Origin of the sequence: Hoeflea prorocentri (genome assembly GCF_027944115.1) — a bacterium.
Classification (GTDB): Bacteria; Pseudomonadota; Alphaproteobacteria; order Rhizobiales; family Rhizobiaceae; genus Hoeflea_A; species Hoeflea_A prorocentri.
The window spans coordinates 15868-32413 of sequence record NZ_JAPJZI010000002.1 but is presented as its reverse complement, the minus strand read 5'-3'; the positions used below and the strand labels follow the sequence as shown (position 1 = coordinate 32413).

18 protein-coding genes are annotated in these 16546 nt (G+C 59.3%); 2 read left to right on the top strand and 16 right to left on the bottom strand.

From position 1 onward, the window contains the following. Positions 1 to 3 precede the first annotated feature (3 nt). Positions 4 to 663, bottom strand: a complete 660-nt coding sequence (msrA, locus tag OQ273_RS21740) for a peptide-methionine (S)-S-oxide reductase MsrA (protein WP_267993208.1) — start codon at positions 661 to 663, stop codon at positions 4 to 6. 197 nt (positions 664 to 860) lie between these two features. Here msrA and OQ273_RS21735 point away from each other — a divergent pair, with 197 nt between their 5' ends. After that, a complete protein-coding gene (locus OQ273_RS21735; RefSeq protein ID WP_267993207.1) occupies positions 861 to 2471 on the top strand; it encodes an APC family permease in 1611 nt (536 codons plus the stop codon). Between the two features lie 12 nt (positions 2472 to 2483). Here OQ273_RS21735 and OQ273_RS21730 read toward each other — a convergent pair whose 3' ends face one another. From OQ273_RS21730 to OQ273_RS21710, 5 genes are all read right to left on the bottom strand, one after another. Beyond that, positions 2484 to 3263, bottom strand: a complete 780-nt coding sequence (locus OQ273_RS21730) for a succinate dehydrogenase iron-sulfur subunit (protein ID WP_267993206.1) — start codon at positions 3261 to 3263, stop codon at positions 2484 to 2486. A gap of 14 nt (positions 3264 to 3277) precedes the next feature. Next, positions 3278 to 5101, bottom strand: coding sequence for a succinate dehydrogenase flavoprotein subunit (gene sdhA / locus OQ273_RS21725; RefSeq protein WP_267993205.1), 1824 nt, complete (start codon positions 5099 to 5101; stop codon positions 3278 to 3280). Between the two features lie 7 nt (positions 5102 to 5108). After that, positions 5109 to 5489 (bottom strand): succinate dehydrogenase, hydrophobic membrane anchor protein, encoded by a 381-nt coding sequence (sdhD, locus tag OQ273_RS21720; RefSeq protein ID WP_267993204.1) that lies wholly within the window; start codon positions 5487 to 5489, stop codon positions 5109 to 5111. Positions 5490 to 5501: 12 nt separating this feature from the next. Further along, entirely contained in the window at positions 5502 to 5894 is a 393-nt protein-coding gene (gene sdhC / locus OQ273_RS21715; RefSeq protein WP_267993203.1) for a succinate dehydrogenase, cytochrome b556 subunit, read from the bottom strand. A 273-nt stretch (positions 5895 to 6167) separates the two neighbouring features. Then, positions 6168 to 6626 carry a GNAT family N-acetyltransferase gene (locus tag OQ273_RS21710; protein WP_267993202.1) on the bottom strand — a complete coding sequence of 153 codons (459 nt, stop codon included), beginning with the start codon at positions 6624 to 6626 and terminating at the stop codon, positions 6168 to 6170. 247 nt (positions 6627 to 6873) lie between these two features. Here OQ273_RS21710 and OQ273_RS21705 point away from each other — a divergent pair, with 247 nt between their 5' ends. After that, positions 6874 to 7191, top strand: coding sequence for a transporter family protein (locus tag OQ273_RS21705; RefSeq protein WP_267993201.1), 318 nt, complete (start codon positions 6874 to 6876; stop codon positions 7189 to 7191). A 15-nt stretch (positions 7192 to 7206) separates the two neighbouring features. Here the strand turns inward: OQ273_RS21705 and OQ273_RS21700 are convergent, their stop codons facing one another. From OQ273_RS21700 to ffh, 10 genes are all read right to left on the bottom strand, one after another. Continuing rightward, positions 7207 to 8388 (bottom strand): GGDEF domain-containing protein, encoded by a 1182-nt coding sequence (locus tag OQ273_RS21700; protein ID WP_267993200.1) that lies wholly within the window; start codon positions 8386 to 8388, stop codon positions 7207 to 7209. Positions 8389 to 8540: 152 nt separating this feature from the next. Beyond that, the gene (gene leuC, locus OQ273_RS21695; protein ID WP_267993199.1) at positions 8541 to 9947 is read right to left on the bottom strand and encodes a 3-isopropylmalate dehydratase large subunit; all 1407 of its coding nucleotides are present in this window, start codon (positions 9945 to 9947) and stop codon (positions 8541 to 8543) included. Positions 9948 to 10182: 235 nt separating this feature from the next. Beyond that, a complete protein-coding gene (locus tag OQ273_RS21690) occupies positions 10183 to 11007 on the bottom strand; it encodes an amino acid ABC transporter permease (protein WP_267993198.1) in 825 nt (274 codons plus the stop codon). A gap of 68 nt (positions 11008 to 11075) precedes the next feature. After that, a complete protein-coding gene (locus OQ273_RS21685) occupies positions 11076 to 11873 on the bottom strand; it encodes a transporter substrate-binding domain-containing protein (RefSeq protein WP_267993197.1) in 798 nt (265 codons plus the stop codon). 173 nt (positions 11874 to 12046) lie between these two features. Next, the gene (rplS, locus tag OQ273_RS21680) at positions 12047 to 12616 is read right to left on the bottom strand and encodes a 50S ribosomal protein L19 (protein WP_267993196.1); all 570 of its coding nucleotides are present in this window, start codon (positions 12614 to 12616) and stop codon (positions 12047 to 12049) included. A 160-nt stretch (positions 12617 to 12776) separates the two neighbouring features. Continuing rightward, entirely contained in the window at positions 12777 to 13481 is a 705-nt protein-coding gene (gene trmD, locus OQ273_RS21675) for a tRNA (guanosine(37)-N1)-methyltransferase TrmD (protein ID WP_267993195.1), read from the bottom strand. After that, positions 13478 to 14080 (bottom strand): ribosome maturation factor RimM, encoded by a 603-nt coding sequence (rimM, locus tag OQ273_RS21670; protein ID WP_267993194.1) that lies wholly within the window; start codon positions 14078 to 14080, stop codon positions 13478 to 13480. The genes trmD and rimM overlap by 4 nt, the downstream gene beginning before the upstream one ends. Positions 14081 to 14146: 66 nt before the next feature. Next, positions 14147 to 14572 (bottom strand): 30S ribosomal protein S16, encoded by a 426-nt coding sequence (gene rpsP, locus OQ273_RS21665; RefSeq protein ID WP_267993193.1) that lies wholly within the window; start codon positions 14570 to 14572, stop codon positions 14147 to 14149. A 43-nt stretch (positions 14573 to 14615) separates the two neighbouring features. Further along, positions 14616 to 14918, bottom strand: a complete 303-nt coding sequence (locus tag OQ273_RS21660; protein ID WP_267993192.1) for a chorismate mutase — start codon at positions 14916 to 14918, stop codon at positions 14616 to 14618. 4 nt (positions 14919 to 14922) lie between these two features. Beyond that, complete coding sequence (gene ffh / locus OQ273_RS21655) at positions 14923 to 16455, bottom strand: signal recognition particle protein (RefSeq protein ID WP_267993191.1); 1533 nt, start codon at positions 16453 to 16455, stop codon at positions 14923 to 14925. Positions 16456 to 16546 lie beyond the last annotated feature (91 nt).

Genomic DNA, 16546 nt, shown 5'->3' with positions numbered 1-16546 from the left:
GGCTTATTGCGTCCTGTAGGATTTATCGATGCCGCGATGCGCTTCGTCGCCCCAAAGACTTTCCACCCGGGCATCACGCCGGCAGCCGAGCCGGTAGTACTGGTAGCGTATCGGATTCTTCAAATAATAGTCCTGATGGTAATCCTCGGCCGGATAGAACGTGCTCGCAGGTATGATCCGCGTGGCAATCGGCTTGTTCAAAACCTTCATTGCATCGGCGCTCGACGCTTCGGCCAGCTTCTTCTGCTCGTCATCCAGCGTGTATATGGCCGTTGAATAGCTCTCGCCGCGATCGCAGAACTGCCCGTCCGGATCGGTCGGATCAACACTGCGGAAAAAGATGTCCAGCAGTTCGGCATAGCTAACCTTCGAAGGGTCATAGGTAATCTTGACGGCTTCGCGATGTCCCGTGGTTTCGGTAACCACATCCTTGTAGGTCGGATTGTCCAGATGACCGCCCGTATATCCCGACAATGTTTCAACGACGCCGGGAACGTGATCGAAATCCGATTCGACACACCAGAAACACCCGCCCGCGAAAATCGCTACCTCGGCATCTTCCGGCGTTTCCGCCTGCGCCGAAACCGATGCCATCGGCATATAGGCCGCCAACCCTGCAAGGATTGCGGCAGCAACGGTGCCGGCGATCAGGAAGTTCCGCATAGGCGCCTTCTCCGGAATTTTGTGACGTCGATACTCGGGCCATTGGTGCAGAAACCAACCGCATTAACAAGTCAAACCCGGTCACGAGACCGTGACAACGGAAAGGGCGAGGTCACATGGCAGCCAAGTGATCCCTGTCCAATTGATCCGAATAGATGCATAGTCACATCTGGCGGACGATTGAGGGCGCATACCGCATGGCCGAACAGAACACGCTGAAAAGGGAGATCGGTCTCGTCGGGCTGATCGCCCTCGGTGTCAGCGGCATTATCGGATCGGGCTGGCTCTTTGCACCTTTGCTGGCATCGCAGCTTGCCGGGCCGGCTGCAATCATCGCATGGCTGGTCGGATCGCTCGCAATGCTGGCACTGGCGCTGACCTTTGCCGAAATATCGGCCATGTTTCCACTTCCTGGCGGAATAGCCAGCATACCACAGGTAACCCATGGCAATGTCGTCTCCATTGCAATGGGCTGGACCGCCTGGCTCGGCTATCTTCTGACTGCTCCCGTCGAGGTCGAGGCGACACTGCGCTATCTGGCACCCTATGCGCCGTGGATATTCAAGGGCCCGGCCTATGAAACCCTGACCTATCCGGGCTCACTGGCTGCCCTCGGGTTCATGGCGCTCTTTGTGGTTCTCAACGCACTTGGCGTGCGCCTTTTCACGCTCATCAATACCTCCGTCACCTGGGTGAAGGTGATCGTACCGGTCGTCATTACCGGAATGTTCATCGCCTCATCATTCGAGCCGTCCAATTTTACGTCAACAGGAGGCTTCGCGCCCTATGGGACGGTTGGCATTTTGTCCGCCGTCTCATCGGGTGGTGTCATCTTGTCGATGATCGGATTTCGCCATGCGATCGACATGGCCGGTGAGGTCCGGAACCCGGGCCGTAATGTGCCGCTGGCCATGATTGCCGCGATGCTGATCTGCCTGCTGATCTATATGGGGCTTCAGATCGCCTTTATCGGAGCCCTTTCACCGGCAGATCTCTCAGGCGGCTGGGCCAGCCTCCATTTTACGCACAAGGGCGGACCATTGGCGTCGATTGCCACGGCGCTTGGACTCCTGTGGCTTGTCAGCCTGATGAACACGACCGCCATCATTTCACCCTTCGGCTCGGCCCTTGTCGCAGTGGGCGCAAATGCGCGGCTGGTTCTGGCCCTGACCCACACGCGCTTCATGCCGCAGATATTTGCCAGTCTTTCAAGCTTCGGCGTTCCGCTTAACGCGCTGCTCATGAACCTTGTCATCGGCTGGGTCGCGGTGCTGTTCCTCAATTTTTCCCAGCTCGTCGCCACGCACAGCTCGCTTGTGGTGCTGTCCTTTATCGTCGGCCCGATCGCCGTTGTTGCACTACGGACGCTGGCTTCAGGCTACAATCGTCCCTTCCGCCTGCCTGCCGTCAGCGTCTTTGGTTATACGACGTTCATCCTGGCAACGCTCATCGTCTATTGGAGCGGCTGGCACACGGTCAAGGTGCTCGGATTGGCCATGCTGGTTGGGGCGGTGCTGTTTTTTGTGCGGCTGCGTTCGATGAACCGCGAGGAGCTCAATCTGCGCCAGGCCGCCTGGCTGCTGCCATACATTGCCGGTCTGGGCGTGTTGTCCTGGCTCGGCAGTTTTGGCGGTCTGGGTGTCATATCGCAGGGTTATGATATCGCCGCATGCGCAGCCTTCAGCGCCGTCATATTCTATATGGCGGTCCGCTGCGCCCTCACCCAGGCCGAGTTTGACGAACAGACGGACGATATTCTTGACCGCATCGGTTACGACGAGGCCATCATCCGCGATCTTGAGGTGTAAACGGCAGAGGCCCTAAACGCGCCGTTCCACCAGCATCTTCTTGATTTCCGCAATCGCCTTTGCGGGGTTAAGGCCCTTCGGGCAGGTCTGCGCACAGTTCATGATCGTATGACAACGATAGAGGCGGAACGGATCCTCCAGTTCGTCGAGCCGCTCGCCCGTCGCTTCGTCACGGCTGTCGATGAGCCAGCGATAGGCCTGGAGCAGCACGGCCGGACCGAGATACCGGTCGCCATTCCACCAGTAGCTCGGACAGGAGGTCGAGCAGCAGGCGCACAGGATACATTCATAAAGACCGTCGAGCTTGACCCGATCTTCATGCGACTGCAGCCACTCCGTCTGCGGCTCCGGTGTCGTTGTCTTCAGCCACGGCTCGATCGACTGGTGCTGCGCATAGAAATTGTTGAGGTCGGGTACCAGGTCCTTGATCACGGGAAGGTGGGGCAGGGGATAGATCTTCACGGCCCCCTCGATCTCCTGCATGCCCTTGGTGCAGGCGAGCGTGTTGGTGCCGTCGATATTCATCGCGCATGAACCGCAAATGCCTTCCCGGCAGGACCGGCGGAGCGTCAGCGTGGAATCGACCTTGTTCTTGATCCACAACAGGCCGTCGAGAACCATCGGTCCGCAATCGTCCAGATCAACATAGAACGTGTCCACGGACGGGTTTTTCCCGTCATCCGGCGACCAGCGATAGATTTTGAACTCGCGGACATTGGTGGCGCCCTCGGGCTTTGGCCACGTCTTTCCCTCGGTCATCTGCGAGTTCTTCGGGAGCGTCAATTCAACCATGTGCCGGGTTCCTGTCAGTAAACACGCTTCTTGGGCGCGATCTTGGCAAGTTCGATGCCGCCTTCTTCCTCGGTGGTCAGCGTCTCCGTACGCACGGGACGATAGTCCAGCGTCACCTTGCCGTCCTTGCCGATCCAGGCGAGCGTATGGATCCGCCATTTTTTGTCATCGCGGTCGGGGAAGTCCTCGCGCGCATGGGCGCCCCGGCTTTCCTTTCGTGCCTCGCCGCCATAGACGGTCAACATGGCGCAGTCTGCCAGATTGTCGAGCTCGAGCGTTTCGACAAGATCGGAGTTCCAGATCATCGACCGGTCTGTCGTGCGCACATCGGCGAGCTCCTTGTAGATCTCATCCATGCTGCGGCACCCGGCCTCGAGCGTCTCCTGTGTCCTGAAGACCGCCGCGTCCCGCTGCATCGCCCGCTGCATCTTGTCGCGCAGCGTTGCCGTCGGAATGGAGCCGTCGGCATGACGACGCCTGTCAAAGCGGTCCATAATGCGGTCGAAACAGGCCTGTGGCACCGGCGGAACATCGCTGTTGCGGTCAACCACCTCGCCGGCCTTGATGGCCGCGGCCCGGCCGAACACGACCAGGTCGATCAGCGAGTTGGAACCCAGCCGGTTGGCACCGTGAACCGATGCGCAGCCCGCTTCGCCAACGGCCATCAGGCCGGGCTGAATGCGATCGGGATCGTCCTTGGTCGGGTTGAGCACTTCACCGTGATAATTCGTCGGAATGCCGCCCATATTATAATGAACGGTCGGCAATACCGGGATCGGGTCGCGGGTCACGTCGACGCCGGCGAAAATCTTTGCCGATTCCGATATGCCAGGCAGCCTTTCGGCAAGAACTGCGGGATCGAGATGATCGAGATGCAGGAAAATATGATCCTTTTCCTTGCCGACCCCGCGCCCCTCGCGGATTTCCATCGTCATGCAGCGCGACACCACATCGCGCGAGGCGAGATCCTTGGCTGACGGCGCATAACGCTCCATGAATCGCTCGCCTTCGGAGTTGACGAGATAGCCGCCTTCTCCGCGCGCGCCTTCGGTGATCAGCGTGCCCGCGCCGTAGATGCCGGTCGGGTGAAACTGGACGAATTCCATGTCCTGCAACGGCAGTCCGGCCCGTGCGATCATGCCATGCCCGTCGCCGGTGCATGTGTGCGCCGATGTCGCCGAGAAATAGGCCCGGCCATAGCCGCCGGTCGCGAGCACCACCATCTTGGCACGGAACACATGGATCGTTCCGTCGTCCAGGTTCCAGGCCACAACCCCGGTACACACGCCATCATCATCCATCAGCAGGTCGATGGCGAAGTACTCGATGAAGAACTGGGCGTTATGACGCAGTGACTGGCCGTAGAGCGTATGAAGGATTGCATGACCGGTGCGGTCGGCCGCCGCGCATGTTCGCTGCACCGGCGGCCCCTCGCCGAAATTCTGCATGTGCCCGCCAAAGGGCCGCTGATAGATCTTGCCATTCTCGGTGCGCGAGAACGGCACGCCGTAATGCTCAAGCTCATAGACCGCCGCCGGCGCCTCGCGCGCCAGATATTCCATGGCGTCGTTATCGCCCAGCCAGTCCGATCCCTTGACGGTGTCGTACATGTGCCAGTGCCAGCTGTCCGGCGTCATGTTCTGCAGGCTGGCGGCAATCCCGCCCTGAGCCGCGACCGTGTGCGAGCGGGTCGGAAAGACCTTTGTGATGCACGCCGTGCGCAGGCCCTGCTCCGCCATGCCCAGCGTGGCGCGCAGCCCGGCGCCGCCGGCGCCGACCACAACCACATCGAACATGTGTTCCGTCAGCTCGTAGCCCTGTCCGTTGGTATTTGCCATCGCGCTGTCAGCCTCCAAATCCGAGTTTCAAAATCGCAAAAAGCGAAAGCGCGCCAATGGCGACGGCAAAGAAACTGTTGGCCATCAAAAGAACGACTTTCAGGCCTTCCCCGTGGATATAGTCCTCGATGACCGTTTGCATACCCAGCCGCATATGAATGACCAGCGATAGAATGGTCAGCGCCATGAGAACCGCGATAATCGGATTGCCCAGCGCCGCAGCAACCGTCTCAAAGGACTCGCCATGATAGACGAGCACAAAAATCACGAAAAAGATCGTTAGGGGAACATTGGCGACGGCAGTCAGTCTCTGGCGCCAGAAATGGTCCGTGCCTTCCTTGGCTGAACCCAGGCCGCGAACCCGGCCAAGCGGCGTGCGCATATCCATCACTACGCTCCCTTAAGATGAAATCAGGGCGATTGCCCAAAGGATGATGGTCAAGGAGACGGAACAGATCAGCGTGGCCCAGGCCATTTTTGTACTGACATGTTTGTCGAATGCCCGTCCCGTATCCCAGATGAGGTGGCGAATGCCCCCGAACATGTGATGCAGCAGCGCCCAGGTATAAAGAAACAGGATCAGGCGACCGATAAGCGATCCGAAGATCGCGTTGGTCAGTTCGAAATAGGACGGACCGGCCGCCGCCGAAATCAGCCACCATGCAAGCAGTACGGTTCCGAAATAAAGCGCCCCGCCGGTGATGCGGTGGACGATCGACATAACCATAGTCGGGAGCGGTTTGTAGATACTCAGATGCGGGGAAAGGGGTCTGTTCTGTCTGGCGTTGGCCATGGGGCCTCCGAATTCAGTTCCATATCGCGTCCGGGCTCTCAGCGCTGCGGCTGCGGCTCTCGCCGGATGTTAATAGTGTCTTTGCCGCGGTGCGTCAAAGCGCTGAATACACCGTGGTTTATGACAAAACCGGTCGTCTCCACGGCTTTACGACTCTTAGAACGCTTCCAAATCGATTGAAAGGCGTCAAAAGTCTAAATTCGCGATATAAACCCGGCAGAAAAAAATCTTGCACCGCGCAATATTGCTGCAAAACACGCGGCCATACTGCCCCTATCGCTCGAAACTGATGACGAATCCCGCCCAATCGGCGGTGGCGGCGAGACTCTCGTAGAGCTTTCTGCCTTCGTCCGGCTGCCGCGGCGCATTGAGCACCAGCTTGCTCCACCCACGTGATTCACCATCCTCGCAAAGCACATCCAGCATGGCCTTGGCGATGCCCTTTCGGCGCTGCGCGTGATGGACATAAAGGTGATCGACCTGACCGAAGCGCATGCCGGTGACAGCATCCGGCAAATCGTAGAAGATCAGAAACCCGACCAGTTCACCATCGATCCGCGCACCCAGGAGCTGCGCCACCCGGTCCTGAAGCAGCGTTTCGGCATAGAACTCGTCCGGCCTGCGGGGCGCGCCGCGCTTGAGCGACTGCGCATAGGCAGCAATCAGAGGGGCAAGTTCGTGCGCATCTTTCAGCCGCATCAGTTTGATATCGATTTTCGGTTCGGCAGTCATGGTGCCCGCAATACTCCGCTTTCATGGACATTTGCCTTACTCATAGAGCAAGTCTGGCTTAGATTGAAACAAAAGGTCACCCGCCATTAAGTGAGATGTGCGGCTGTTAACCTTAACAAAAGGTTTACATCCCCGCCCTTGGCAAACAAGCAGTGAAAACCCTAGATTTAACAGACGGATATCCGTGTGCGGTTGAATGAGTCAACATGCGGGGTTGTCCGCATTGGTTAACGAAACGAGCTTTGCCATGTCCAAGCGTTCACTCGTATCCCTCGCCGTCGCTGCAATGATTGCACCGATGCTCGCCGTGGCCCCGGCCAATGCCGATGGTGGTTTACCGACCAAGATCAAGGGTGTCGGCACCTATTCCGGCGCCATATCCGCCCGCCAGTTCAAGGGCAACGGCATCTATTTCTATGTCGATCGCGACCGGGGCAACTATGCGCCGATCAATCCGCCGAAGAAAATGCTGCCGAGACCCGGACCGAAAATCATCGATGTGGGTGATGCCCAGCCGGCGATGGACTGCGACGATCAGACAAAGATCTGCATCATTCGGCCTTGACGATGAAAGGCCGCTTTAGCCAGCGGCGGATGAGAATTTAATTCCGGATAGCTCCGACGCTTCTCCGACCGAGCGGACGCAATTGCGTCCATCACGCTTGGCCTGATAGAGCGCCTTGTCGGCACGCACATAGGCTTCTTCTATTGTCTCGTCCGCCTGAACCTGTGTGACGCCGAAGCTTGCGGTAAAGCGCGTATTGGAACTCAGTTCCGAATAGCTTGTTGATGCAAACGCGACCCTGAGCCATTCGGCGAACAGGCGCGCAGCGCGCGCATCCGAATTCAGCAGGTATATGCAGAACTCCTCACCGCCGACACGGCCGCACACGTCGCCATCACGCGCGCCAGCGCGCACGAGCCGGCCAAATGCGGCTATGACGCGATCGCCGACATGGTGGCCGTGCTGATCGTTGATCGACTTGAAATGATCCAGGTCGCAGATGACGAGGGACGCGGTCCCCTTGCTAGACCGCCGGTCGCGGGCTGAATGCACCGCCGCGTTGAAACCGTTTCTGTTGAGAAGGCCAGAGAGCGCATCGGTTTCCGATTGGCCTTTCAGATCAGCAAGCAGTTGATTGGCAAGCCTCAGCATGAGGAAGGTGGCAAGGCCGATCATGATCAGCGCATTGTTGATGTGCATGGCGACGGCAGCATCGGCCAGGCCATTTTGCACATTTTCAATCCGGGCCATCATTTCCAGCACCGGATGTGACAGGAAGTTCAGCATGGAAAGGGCCAGAAACGCGATAAACACCCGGTCCCGTTTGCCCTTTTCGGATCGCATCAGGATGAACAATCCGACCGCTTGCGCACCGGCAAGCGATACCGCTTCGACAGTCCAGGAAACCGGACCGATCGGCAACACCATTGTTGATATGAAGGTCACGACGAGTGTAACCGCGACAACCGTGTCAATGATCCGCCACGGCGTGGCGACCCGGTAGTGCCAGGCTATCCCGACATTCAGACAGGTGATCGCCATGATGGTGAACGCGAAGGAAACATAGCCGGCTATCGGTTGCGCCGTTACAAACGGAAGCGCGGCCGATGACAGGGCCGAAAGCAGGACGGCGGCAAAGCTGAGCATCCACCAAAGGGCCGATTTACGGCTTCGGTCAAACAGGAATATCGCCGACAATCCGCATATGACCGCGGCTGCAAGCCCCATATTGACCGCATGGATGTATGACAAACCCACATCGTCCCCCTTAGACATAGCGAGTACACGAAAGGGCCTAATTTGAAGTAAACGAATAGATGCCCGGCCACGCAATTGCGGGCACAAAACACAATAAAGGGGCGGATTACAAACCCGCCCCCAAAGGGAAAGAAGTCTTGGTTTACGGAAGGTTACCAGTCGCGAATATCGACGAACCGTCCGGCAACGGCAGCCGCCGCAGCCATCGCAGGCGAGACCAGGTGGGTGCGGCCACGGTACCCCTGACGACCTTCGAAATTCCTGTTCGATGTCGACGCGCAACGTTCCTCAGGCTTTAGCCTGTCGTCATTCATGGCCAGGCACATGGAGCATCCCGGCTCCCGCCACTCGAAGCCGGCATCGATGAAGATACGGTCGAGTCCTTCCTGCTCGGCCTGCGATTTGACAAGGCCCGAGCCCGGAACAACCATGGCATTGACACCTTCATTGACCTGGTGCCCGCTCAAGACCGCTGCCGCGGCGCGCAGGTCCTCGATACGCCCATTTGTGCAGGAACCGATAAAGACCCGGTCGATCGGAATATCGGTGATCCTGGTTCCGGCTGTCAGCCCCATATAGTCGAGCGCACGCTGTTTGGATGCCCGTTTGTTTTCATCCTGGATATCGTCCGGGTTCGGCACCACGCCGGTGACGGAAACCACATCTTCCGGAGAAGACCCCCAGGAAACGATGGGCGGCAGGTGCTGCGCATCGAGAACAACCGTGCGGTCAAACTCCGCACCCTCGTCGGTACGCAAGGTCTTCCAGTGCTCGACCGCCATATCCCAGTGTTCGCCCTGCGGCGCCCGCGGGCGCCCCTTGAGATATTCGAATGCCTTTTCGTCCGGCGCAATAAGGCCGGCGCGCGCACCGCCTTCGATCGTCATGTTGCAAACCGTCATGCGGCCTTCCATCGACAGATCCGTGATGGCCCGCCCCGCAAACTCGATCACATGGCCCGTACCGCCAGCCGTGCCGATCTCGCCAATGATCGCCAGGATGATATCCTTGGCGGTAACGCCTTCGGGGACGGTATTGTCCACCCGCACCAGCATATTCTTGGCTTTCTTCTGGATCAGCGTCTGCGTGGCAAGCACATGCTCGACCTCGGACGTTCCGATTCCGTGGGCGAGCGCTCCGAACGCGCCATGTGTGGATGTGTGGCTGTCACCGCACACGATGGTGGTGCCGGGAAGCGTGAAGCCTTGCTCCGGTCCGACGATATGCACGATACCCTGGCGGATATCGGCTTCATGGAAATAATCGACACCGAACTCGGCCGCGTTCTTGGCAAGCGCTTCCACCTGGATGCGGCTTTCCTCGTTCTTGATGCCTTCCTTGCGGTCGGGCGTGGTCGGCACGTTGTGATCGACGACCGCCAGCGTGCGGTGCGGATGGCGTACGCCGCGTCCGCTCATGCGCAGGCCCTCGAAGGCTTGCGGACTGGTCACTTCATGGACCAGATGGCGATCGATATAGAGCAGGCAGGTTCCGTCCTCCTGCTCGTTGACGACATGCTCGTCCCAGATTTTGTCATAAAGAGTTTTTGCTTCAGTCATAGGTAAAGGTCCGATTAGACGGTCAATGGCTAGGTACGGTTGAGGCTCTTGCTAGAGAAGGCCGTCAGAGTGCCGCAGGCGGGCGAAAAACCGCCCCGGCAACCGCTTGTGATCATGCACTGGCAGGTAGGCAATCGACGTCCCGCAACGGACACGGCCGGTATATTTCATGCCTGCAATGATCATGTTCTGGGTCATTGGAACCGTTCTTATCAAGCTTTTAGCGATGCGGCAATCAGCCGGCATCCGCATCAAAGCCGGCCCGGCGAAGCCGCCGTTCAAGCGCTCGGAGCATGAGCGACAGGCCGACCGTAAGCAGGAGATATATATAGGCGACGATGGAGTAGGTTTCAAAGAAGCGGAACGATCCGGATGCGTAGACCTTGCCCATCTGCGTCAGGTCCGCGACGCCGAGCACGGAAACCAGCGAGGAATCCTTGACCATCGCGACGAAGTCATTGCCGAGCGGCGGAAGGATGGTTCGCAGCGCCTGGGGCATGATGATCAGACGAAAACGTTGCCAGCGCGACAGACCGAGCGCCTGCGCCGCCTCGATCTGCCCCTCATCGACAGCCAGGATCCCGGCCCTGAAAACCTCCGAGATGAAGGCCGAATAGCCGATTGTCAGGGATATGATCGCCCGCCACATCAGTGAGATATCGCGAACCTTCAGCGGTTCGATCAGCCCGGCTTCCTGTAGCGGCGTGGTCAGAAAATTCCAGGCAACGACAAAGCCCGGCGCACCGACAAAGGCGATGTAAAACAAAAGCACCAGGATAGGCACGCCGCGAATGATCTCGACATAGAACCGGGCGATCTGCCGAAGGATCAGCGAGCGCGACAGGCCCATGACCGCGATGATCAGGCCGAGGATCGAAGCCAGCGTAAACCCCACCAGCGTCACGAAGATGGTCACCCATACGCCCTTAGACACGATCGAAAGGACCTGGGTATAAAGGTCATTTGTCGCAATGATGATGGCAATCACGGCGGCGATAATCCCCGCGGCGACGAGCCAGTATGGAAAATCCTTGTCGCTTGAAGGTCTGCTAGCGGCCATAGCGTCCGGTCGGTATGCGGGCAGGGCGTCCTGCCCGCAGGCTTTGGTTCACGGGTTTGGCAGTGTTGTTATTTGCCGAGCTCGTATTCCAGGAACCACTTGGTGTTGAGCGCGTCGATCGTGCCGTCGGCTTTCATATCCGCAATCGCGGCGTCAATCGGAGCCACGAGATCTGATCCCTTGGGAAAGATGAAGCCGAAATCCTCGGTTCCGAGCGGTTCGCCGATAAGTTTCAGCGCTCCATCCGAGGCCTTGACATAACCCTGCCCGGCCGTGCCGTCCGTCAACACCAGATCGACATCTCCTGCCCTGAGCGCCTGGACCTGTGCCCCAAACGTCTCAAACAGCTTGATACGCGGATTTTGTTCATTGCCGTCAAGCACATCGTAAACCGCGACATAAAAGGGCGTCGTGCCTGACTGCGCACCGACCAACCCGTCTTCAAGGGCTGCAAAACTTGTATGGTCGGCAAAGCGTTCCTCGTCGCCGCGCACAAGCATGAACATCTCGGAGCGCATATAGGGCGCCGAGAAATCCACCTTTTCCTTGCGTTCTTCCTTGATGGTGATCCCCGTCATGCCGACATCGTACTGCGCATCGGACACGGCCTGGATCATCGCATCCCAACTGGTGTTCTGGTACTCGACCTTCATGTTGAGGCGCTTGGCGATCTCATCCATCGCATCATATTCCCAACCGATCTGGTTTCCGGTTTTCGGATCGATGAACTGAAGCGGCGGATAGGCGTTTTCGGTCACGACGGTGACGGTCTTTCCGCCAAGGTCCGGCAGATCGGCTGAAATGGCGCCAGCCGGCGCGATCATTGCAGCGAGCGCCGCTGCCAAAACGGTTTTGACTATAGACATGAACAACTCCCTGGATTGCCGGGCTTTTGATCCAGCGCCGGCGAATGCGAACAATGTCACGAATCCGTCCGGCAAGACAAGTCGTCGCAGGTTTTCGCAAATGCCATCTGCGCAAACAAAAAACGCACGCCGGACCGGCGCGCGTTTCAAACTCATCCGATTGTCGGCTGAAACTAGCTCGACGCCTGATCCTCAGGCGCGGAATTGCTTTCCACCGGCTCCTCGGCAGCCTTGGCCGCAGCTTCCGCCGCTGCCTTTTCTTCAGCCTCGGCGGCTGCCTTTTCGGCGGCCAGAGCCTCAGCGGCTGCAATCTTCTCGGCTTCGATCCGCGCCTTTTCCTCGGCAAGCGCCTGGCGCTCGGCATCGTTCAGCTTACGGGCACGGATATTTGTGTTCTCGGTGATGCGGGCGGATTTACCGCGGCGCTCGCGCAGATAGTAGAGTTTCGCGCGGCGCACCTTACCGCGGCGCACCACCTCAACACCCTCGACCATCGGCGAATAGATCGGGAAGACACGCTCGACGCCTTCGCCGTAGGAAATCTTGCGAACGGTGAAGTTCTCATTGATGCCGCCACCGGACCGGGCGATACACACACCCTCATAGGCCTGTACGCGGGTACGGCTGCCTTCCGTCACGCGAACGGAAACGCGAAGCGTATCGCCGGGCGAGAATTCCGGCAGTTTGCGTTTGGCTTCGATCTTTGCGGCCTGCTCGGCCTCAAGTTCACGGATAATATCCATGGTCCAGAACCTTTCTTGTTCTAAAACGGCCAGAGCGCTTGACTGCCCTTCGGTCCTTGCCTCGGGGGTCGCCTTTCGGCGCAGCGGGTTCACCATTCTTTGCTTGATGGTCTCGGATTAAACCGATTTGCGGGGCAAATACACCAACAGGGCCCGATTGTCATCCCTTTGGTGTCTTTTTTTTGACTTCCAGAAGATCCGGCCGCCTCTCACGCGTCAGCTTTTCAGCCTGTTCGCGGCGCCAGACATCGACCCGTCCATGGTCGCCGGACAAAAGGACATCGGGGATGGGCCGATCCTCAAATATCGCAGGGCGCGTATAGTGCGGATATTCAAGCAGGCCGTCCTCAAAGCTCTCCGACTGACCGGATGCGTCGTTGCCCATGACACCCGGTAGCAGCCGCACCACAGCGTCGAGCAAAACCAGGGCGGCCGGCTCACCGCCGGACAGGATGTAGTCGCCGACCGAAACCTCCTCCAGCCCGCGCGCCTCGATAACCCGCTGATCGACGCCCTCGAACCGTCCGCAGACAATGACTGCCCCGGCACCCTTTGCCAACGTCCGCACACGCTCCTGGGTCAGCGGCGTCCCGCGCGGGCTCATCAGCAGGCGCGGCCGGGCATCGTCTCTCGGGCTGGCATGATCGATCGCGGCGGCCAGAACATCGGGTTTCAGCACCATGCCGGCGCCGCCACCCGCAGGCGTATCGTCAACGGTACGGTGCCTGTCGCCGGCAAAATCCCTGATCTGCACCGTTTCCAAGGTCCAGTCGCCGCGTTCAAGCGCCCGGCCGGCCAGGGAATGCTCCAGATGGCCAGGGAACATCTGCGGATAAAGGGTCAGCACGCTGGCGCGGAAACTCATGAACGACTGTCCTTGCGGGATGTTGCCGGCCGGTGCTTCGGCGGACGCCGCCGCCTGCTTCCAGGTCCCTCATCCTCACCCTGATCGTCAAGGCCGGCCGCGACCGGATCGACGATGAGTTGCCCGTCATCCCAGTTGATGTCGCAAACCGCGGTTTCCGAAAACGGGATCATCACCGCCCGCTTGCCGGGATCTGCAAGTTCGAGGATATCGCCGGCGCCGAAATTGTGCACGCTCGTAACGGTTCCGTAGGCCTTTCCCGCGTCATCGAGGACCGCAAGCCCGACAAGGTCTGTCTGGAAGAACTCGTCGTCCTCCAGCCCGTCATCCGGCAGACTGTCCCGTGATATATAAAGAGCGGTGCCCTTCATTGCCTCTGCCGCTTCCCGGCCGGAAACACCCTCAAGGCGCAGCACAACGACATTTTTGGCCGGGCGCACCGAAAGCACCTTGAAGGCCCGCCCCTTCTCGTCAAAGAGCGGTCCGTAGCTGCCCAGCGTCTGCGGATCTTCCGTATAGAACTTGGCGCGCACCTCGCCGCGCAACCCGTGCGGGGCGCCGATCTCAGCCATCAGGACGCGGTCGTCATCTTTTGCCATGACACGCTCCATACAACAAACGGGCGGCCTTATCAGCCGCCCGTTCGCAATCAATGGCGTTCCGCCTTATTCCGCAGCGGTTTCTTCAACGGCTGCTTCTTCGGCCGGTGCTTCCTCGGCCGGTGCGGCTTCAGCCTCGGAGGCAGCGGCTGCGGCTTCTTCTTCCTTCGCCTTCAGTTCTTCAAGACGCTCCTGCGCCTTCTTGCCTGGCAGCGCCTTTTTCGGATTGTTGCGCGCCGGGCGCTTGGCAATGCCTGCTTCATCAAGGAAGCGCAGAACGCGGTCGGTCGGCTTGGCGCCCTGCTCCATCCAGTACTTGATGCGCTCTTCGTTCAGTTCAACGCGCGCGGCATCCTTCGGCAGCATGGGGTTCCAGCGGCCAACACGCTCGATAAAGCGGCCATCGCGCGGTGCACGCACATCGGCGATCACAACGTGGTAGTAGGGGCGTTTTTTCGACCCACCGCGGGCCAGACGAATTTTCAAAGACATTCAATTTTCCTTTAAGAACGTGTTCGGATTTGCTTGCAGAGGGTCACTTCCCGTTCGCACCGTGCCGAAAGGCTTCGTGGTGACGGATGACCTCCTTGATGATGAAATTGAGGAAGGCTTCGGCGAAATCGGAATCGAGATCGGCCTCCTCAGCGAGTTTTCGCAGGCGTTCGACCTGCCGCTTTTCCCTTGCCGGATCGGCGGGCGGCATATCGAATTCGGCCTTAAGCTGCCCCACCGCCTGCGTGCAGCGAAAGCGTTCGGCCAGAATATGGATGAGCGCCGCATCGAAATTATCGATGGATCGTCTCAGTTCGTTCAGTCGCTCTTGCGGATCGATCGTCATTGGCTCACTTTTTCTTGGGCAGGCCGGGAAGCCCGCCGACACCCGGAAGCTTGGGTCCGCCGAGACCGGGAAGCTTGGCGCCGCCAAGCCCCGGCAATCCGCCGCCCTGTCCAAGGCCGGCGGCTTCCGCCTGTTTCTGCAGAGCTTCAAGCTGCTTGGGGTCGGGCATGCCGCCCATGCCACCCATACCGCCGGTCAGCCCGCCCATCATCTTGCCGAGCATGCCGGCCTTCTTGCCCTTGCCGCCCATGGCCTTCATCATGTCGGCCATCTGCCGGTGCATCTTCAAAAGCTTGTTGATATCCGCCGAACTGGTGCCCGAACCCGCCGCAATGCGTTTCTTGCGCGAATGTTTGAGAATGTCCGGATTGGCCCGCTCCTTCCTCGTCATCGAGGAAATGATGGCAAGCTGCTGGCGAAACACCGTATCGTCCAGCCCGGCAGCGGCGATCTGGTCCTTCATCTTGCCCATGCCGGGCATCAGGCCCATGAAGCCGGACATGCCGCCCATCTTCTGCATCTGTTTGAGCTGTTCCGCGAGGTCGTTGAGGTCGAACTTGCCGGCCTTCATGCGCTCGGCCATGACCTGCGCCTTCTCGGCGTCGATCGTTTCGGCGGCCTTTTCGACCAGCGAGACGATATCGCCCATGCCGAGAATACGGTCGGCAATACGGCGCGGATGGAATTCCTCCAGCGCGTCCATCTTTTCGCCGGTACCGATCAGCTTGATCGGCTTGCCGGTCACCGCTCGCATCGAAAGAGCCGCGCCGCCGCGGCCATCGCCGTCCATGCGTGTCAGGACAAGACCGGTAATGCCGACCCGTTCGTCGAAATTGCGTGCCAGGTTAACGGCGTCCTGACCGGTCAGCGCATCGGCGACAAGCAGGATTTCATGAGGGTTCGCCTTTGCCTTGATATCGGCCATCTCGACCATCAAAGGCTCATCGATATGGGTTCGTCCTGCCGTATCGAGGATGACGACATCATGGCCGCCAAGCTTGGCCGCCTGCACCGCACGTGCCGCGATCTCGGTCGGCGACTGGCCGGCAACAATCGGCAGCGTGTCGATGCCGGTCTGTTCGCCAAGCTGACGCAACTGTTCCTGCGCGGCGGGCCTGCGTGTGTCGAGCGAGGCCATCAGTGTCTTTTTCTTGTCGCGCAAGGAAAGCCTTGCCGCGATCTTGCCGCTCGTCGTGGTTTTGCCCGAACCCTGAAGGCCGACCATCATGACGACAACGGGAGCCGGGGCATTGAGATCGATGGGCACGCCCTCCGCGCCAAGCATCTCGACAAGCTCGTCATGGACGATCTTGACGACCATCTGCCCGGGCTTGATGGATTTGAGCACCTCGGCGCCAACGGCCTGTTCACGGACCTTGTCGGTAAAACCGCGAACGACTTCAAGCGCCACATCGGCTTCCAGCAGCGCCCGCCGAACCTCGCGCAGCGCCGCCGACACATCCTTTTCGGAAAGCGCACCACGGCCGGTCAGTCCATTGAGGATCGATCCAAGGCGGTCTTGAAGGCTCTCAAACATCCGTTGTTCCTTTGCTTTCAGGGCTGTTCCTGAAAGATCGTTATCTCCCGCGCCTTTGACAAGACCTGCATGCAAAGCACTAAGGCACCCG

Excerpts from the sequence above, each read along its gene's own strand:
- sdhD (WP_267993204.1), bottom strand. The coding sequence starts at position 5,489 with ATGGATATGCGCACGCCGCTTGGCCGGGTTCGCGGCCTGGGTTCAGCC.
- rplS (WP_267993196.1), bottom strand. The coding sequence starts at position 12,616 with ATGGATATTATCCGTGAACTTGAGGCCGAGCAGGCCGCAAAGATCGAA.
- OQ273_RS21690 (WP_267993198.1), bottom strand. The coding sequence starts at position 11,007 with ATGGCCGCTAGCAGACCTTCAAGCGACAAGGATTTTCCATACTGGCTC.
- OQ273_RS21710 (WP_267993202.1), bottom strand. The coding sequence starts at position 6,626 with ATGACTGCCGAACCGAAAATCGATATCAAACTGATGCGGCTGAAAGAT.
- rimM (WP_267993194.1), bottom strand. The coding sequence starts at position 14,080 with ATGGCAAAAGATGACGACCGCGTCCTGATGGCTGAGATCGGCGCCCCG.
- ffh (WP_267993191.1), bottom strand. The coding sequence starts at position 16,455 with ATGTTTGAGAGCCTTCAAGACCGCCTTGGATCGATCCTCAATGGACTG.
- OQ273_RS21660 (WP_267993192.1), bottom strand. The coding sequence starts at position 14,918 with ATGACGATCGATCCGCAAGAGCGACTGAACGAACTGAGACGATCCATC.
- rpsP (WP_267993193.1), bottom strand. The coding sequence starts at position 14,572 with ATGTCTTTGAAAATTCGTCTGGCCCGCGGTGGGTCGAAAAAACGCCCC.
- OQ273_RS21685 (WP_267993197.1), bottom strand. The coding sequence starts at position 11,873 with ATGTCTATAGTCAAAACCGTTTTGGCAGCGGCGCTCGCTGCAATGATC.
- OQ273_RS21735 (WP_267993207.1), top strand. The coding sequence starts at position 861 with ATGGCCGAACAGAACACGCTGAAAAGGGAGATCGGTCTCGTCGGGCTG.
- sdhC (WP_267993203.1), bottom strand. The coding sequence starts at position 5,894 with ATGGCCAACGCCAGACAGAACAGACCCCTTTCCCCGCATCTGAGTATC.
- sdhA (WP_267993205.1), bottom strand. The coding sequence starts at position 5,101 with ATGGCAAATACCAACGGACAGGGCTACGAGCTGACGGAACACATGTTC.
- OQ273_RS21730 (WP_267993206.1), bottom strand. The coding sequence starts at position 3,263 with ATGGTTGAATTGACGCTCCCGAAGAACTCGCAGATGACCGAGGGAAAG.
- OQ273_RS21705 (WP_267993201.1), top strand. The coding sequence starts at position 6,874 with ATGTCCAAGCGTTCACTCGTATCCCTCGCCGTCGCTGCAATGATTGCA.
- trmD (WP_267993195.1), bottom strand. The coding sequence starts at position 13,481 with ATGAGTTTCCGCGCCAGCGTGCTGACCCTTTATCCGCAGATGTTCCCT.
- msrA (WP_267993208.1), bottom strand. The coding sequence starts at position 663 with ATGCGGAACTTCCTGATCGCCGGCACCGTTGCTGCCGCAATCCTTGCA.
- leuC (WP_267993199.1), bottom strand. The coding sequence starts at position 9,947 with ATGACTGAAGCAAAAACTCTTTATGACAAAATCTGGGACGAGCATGTC.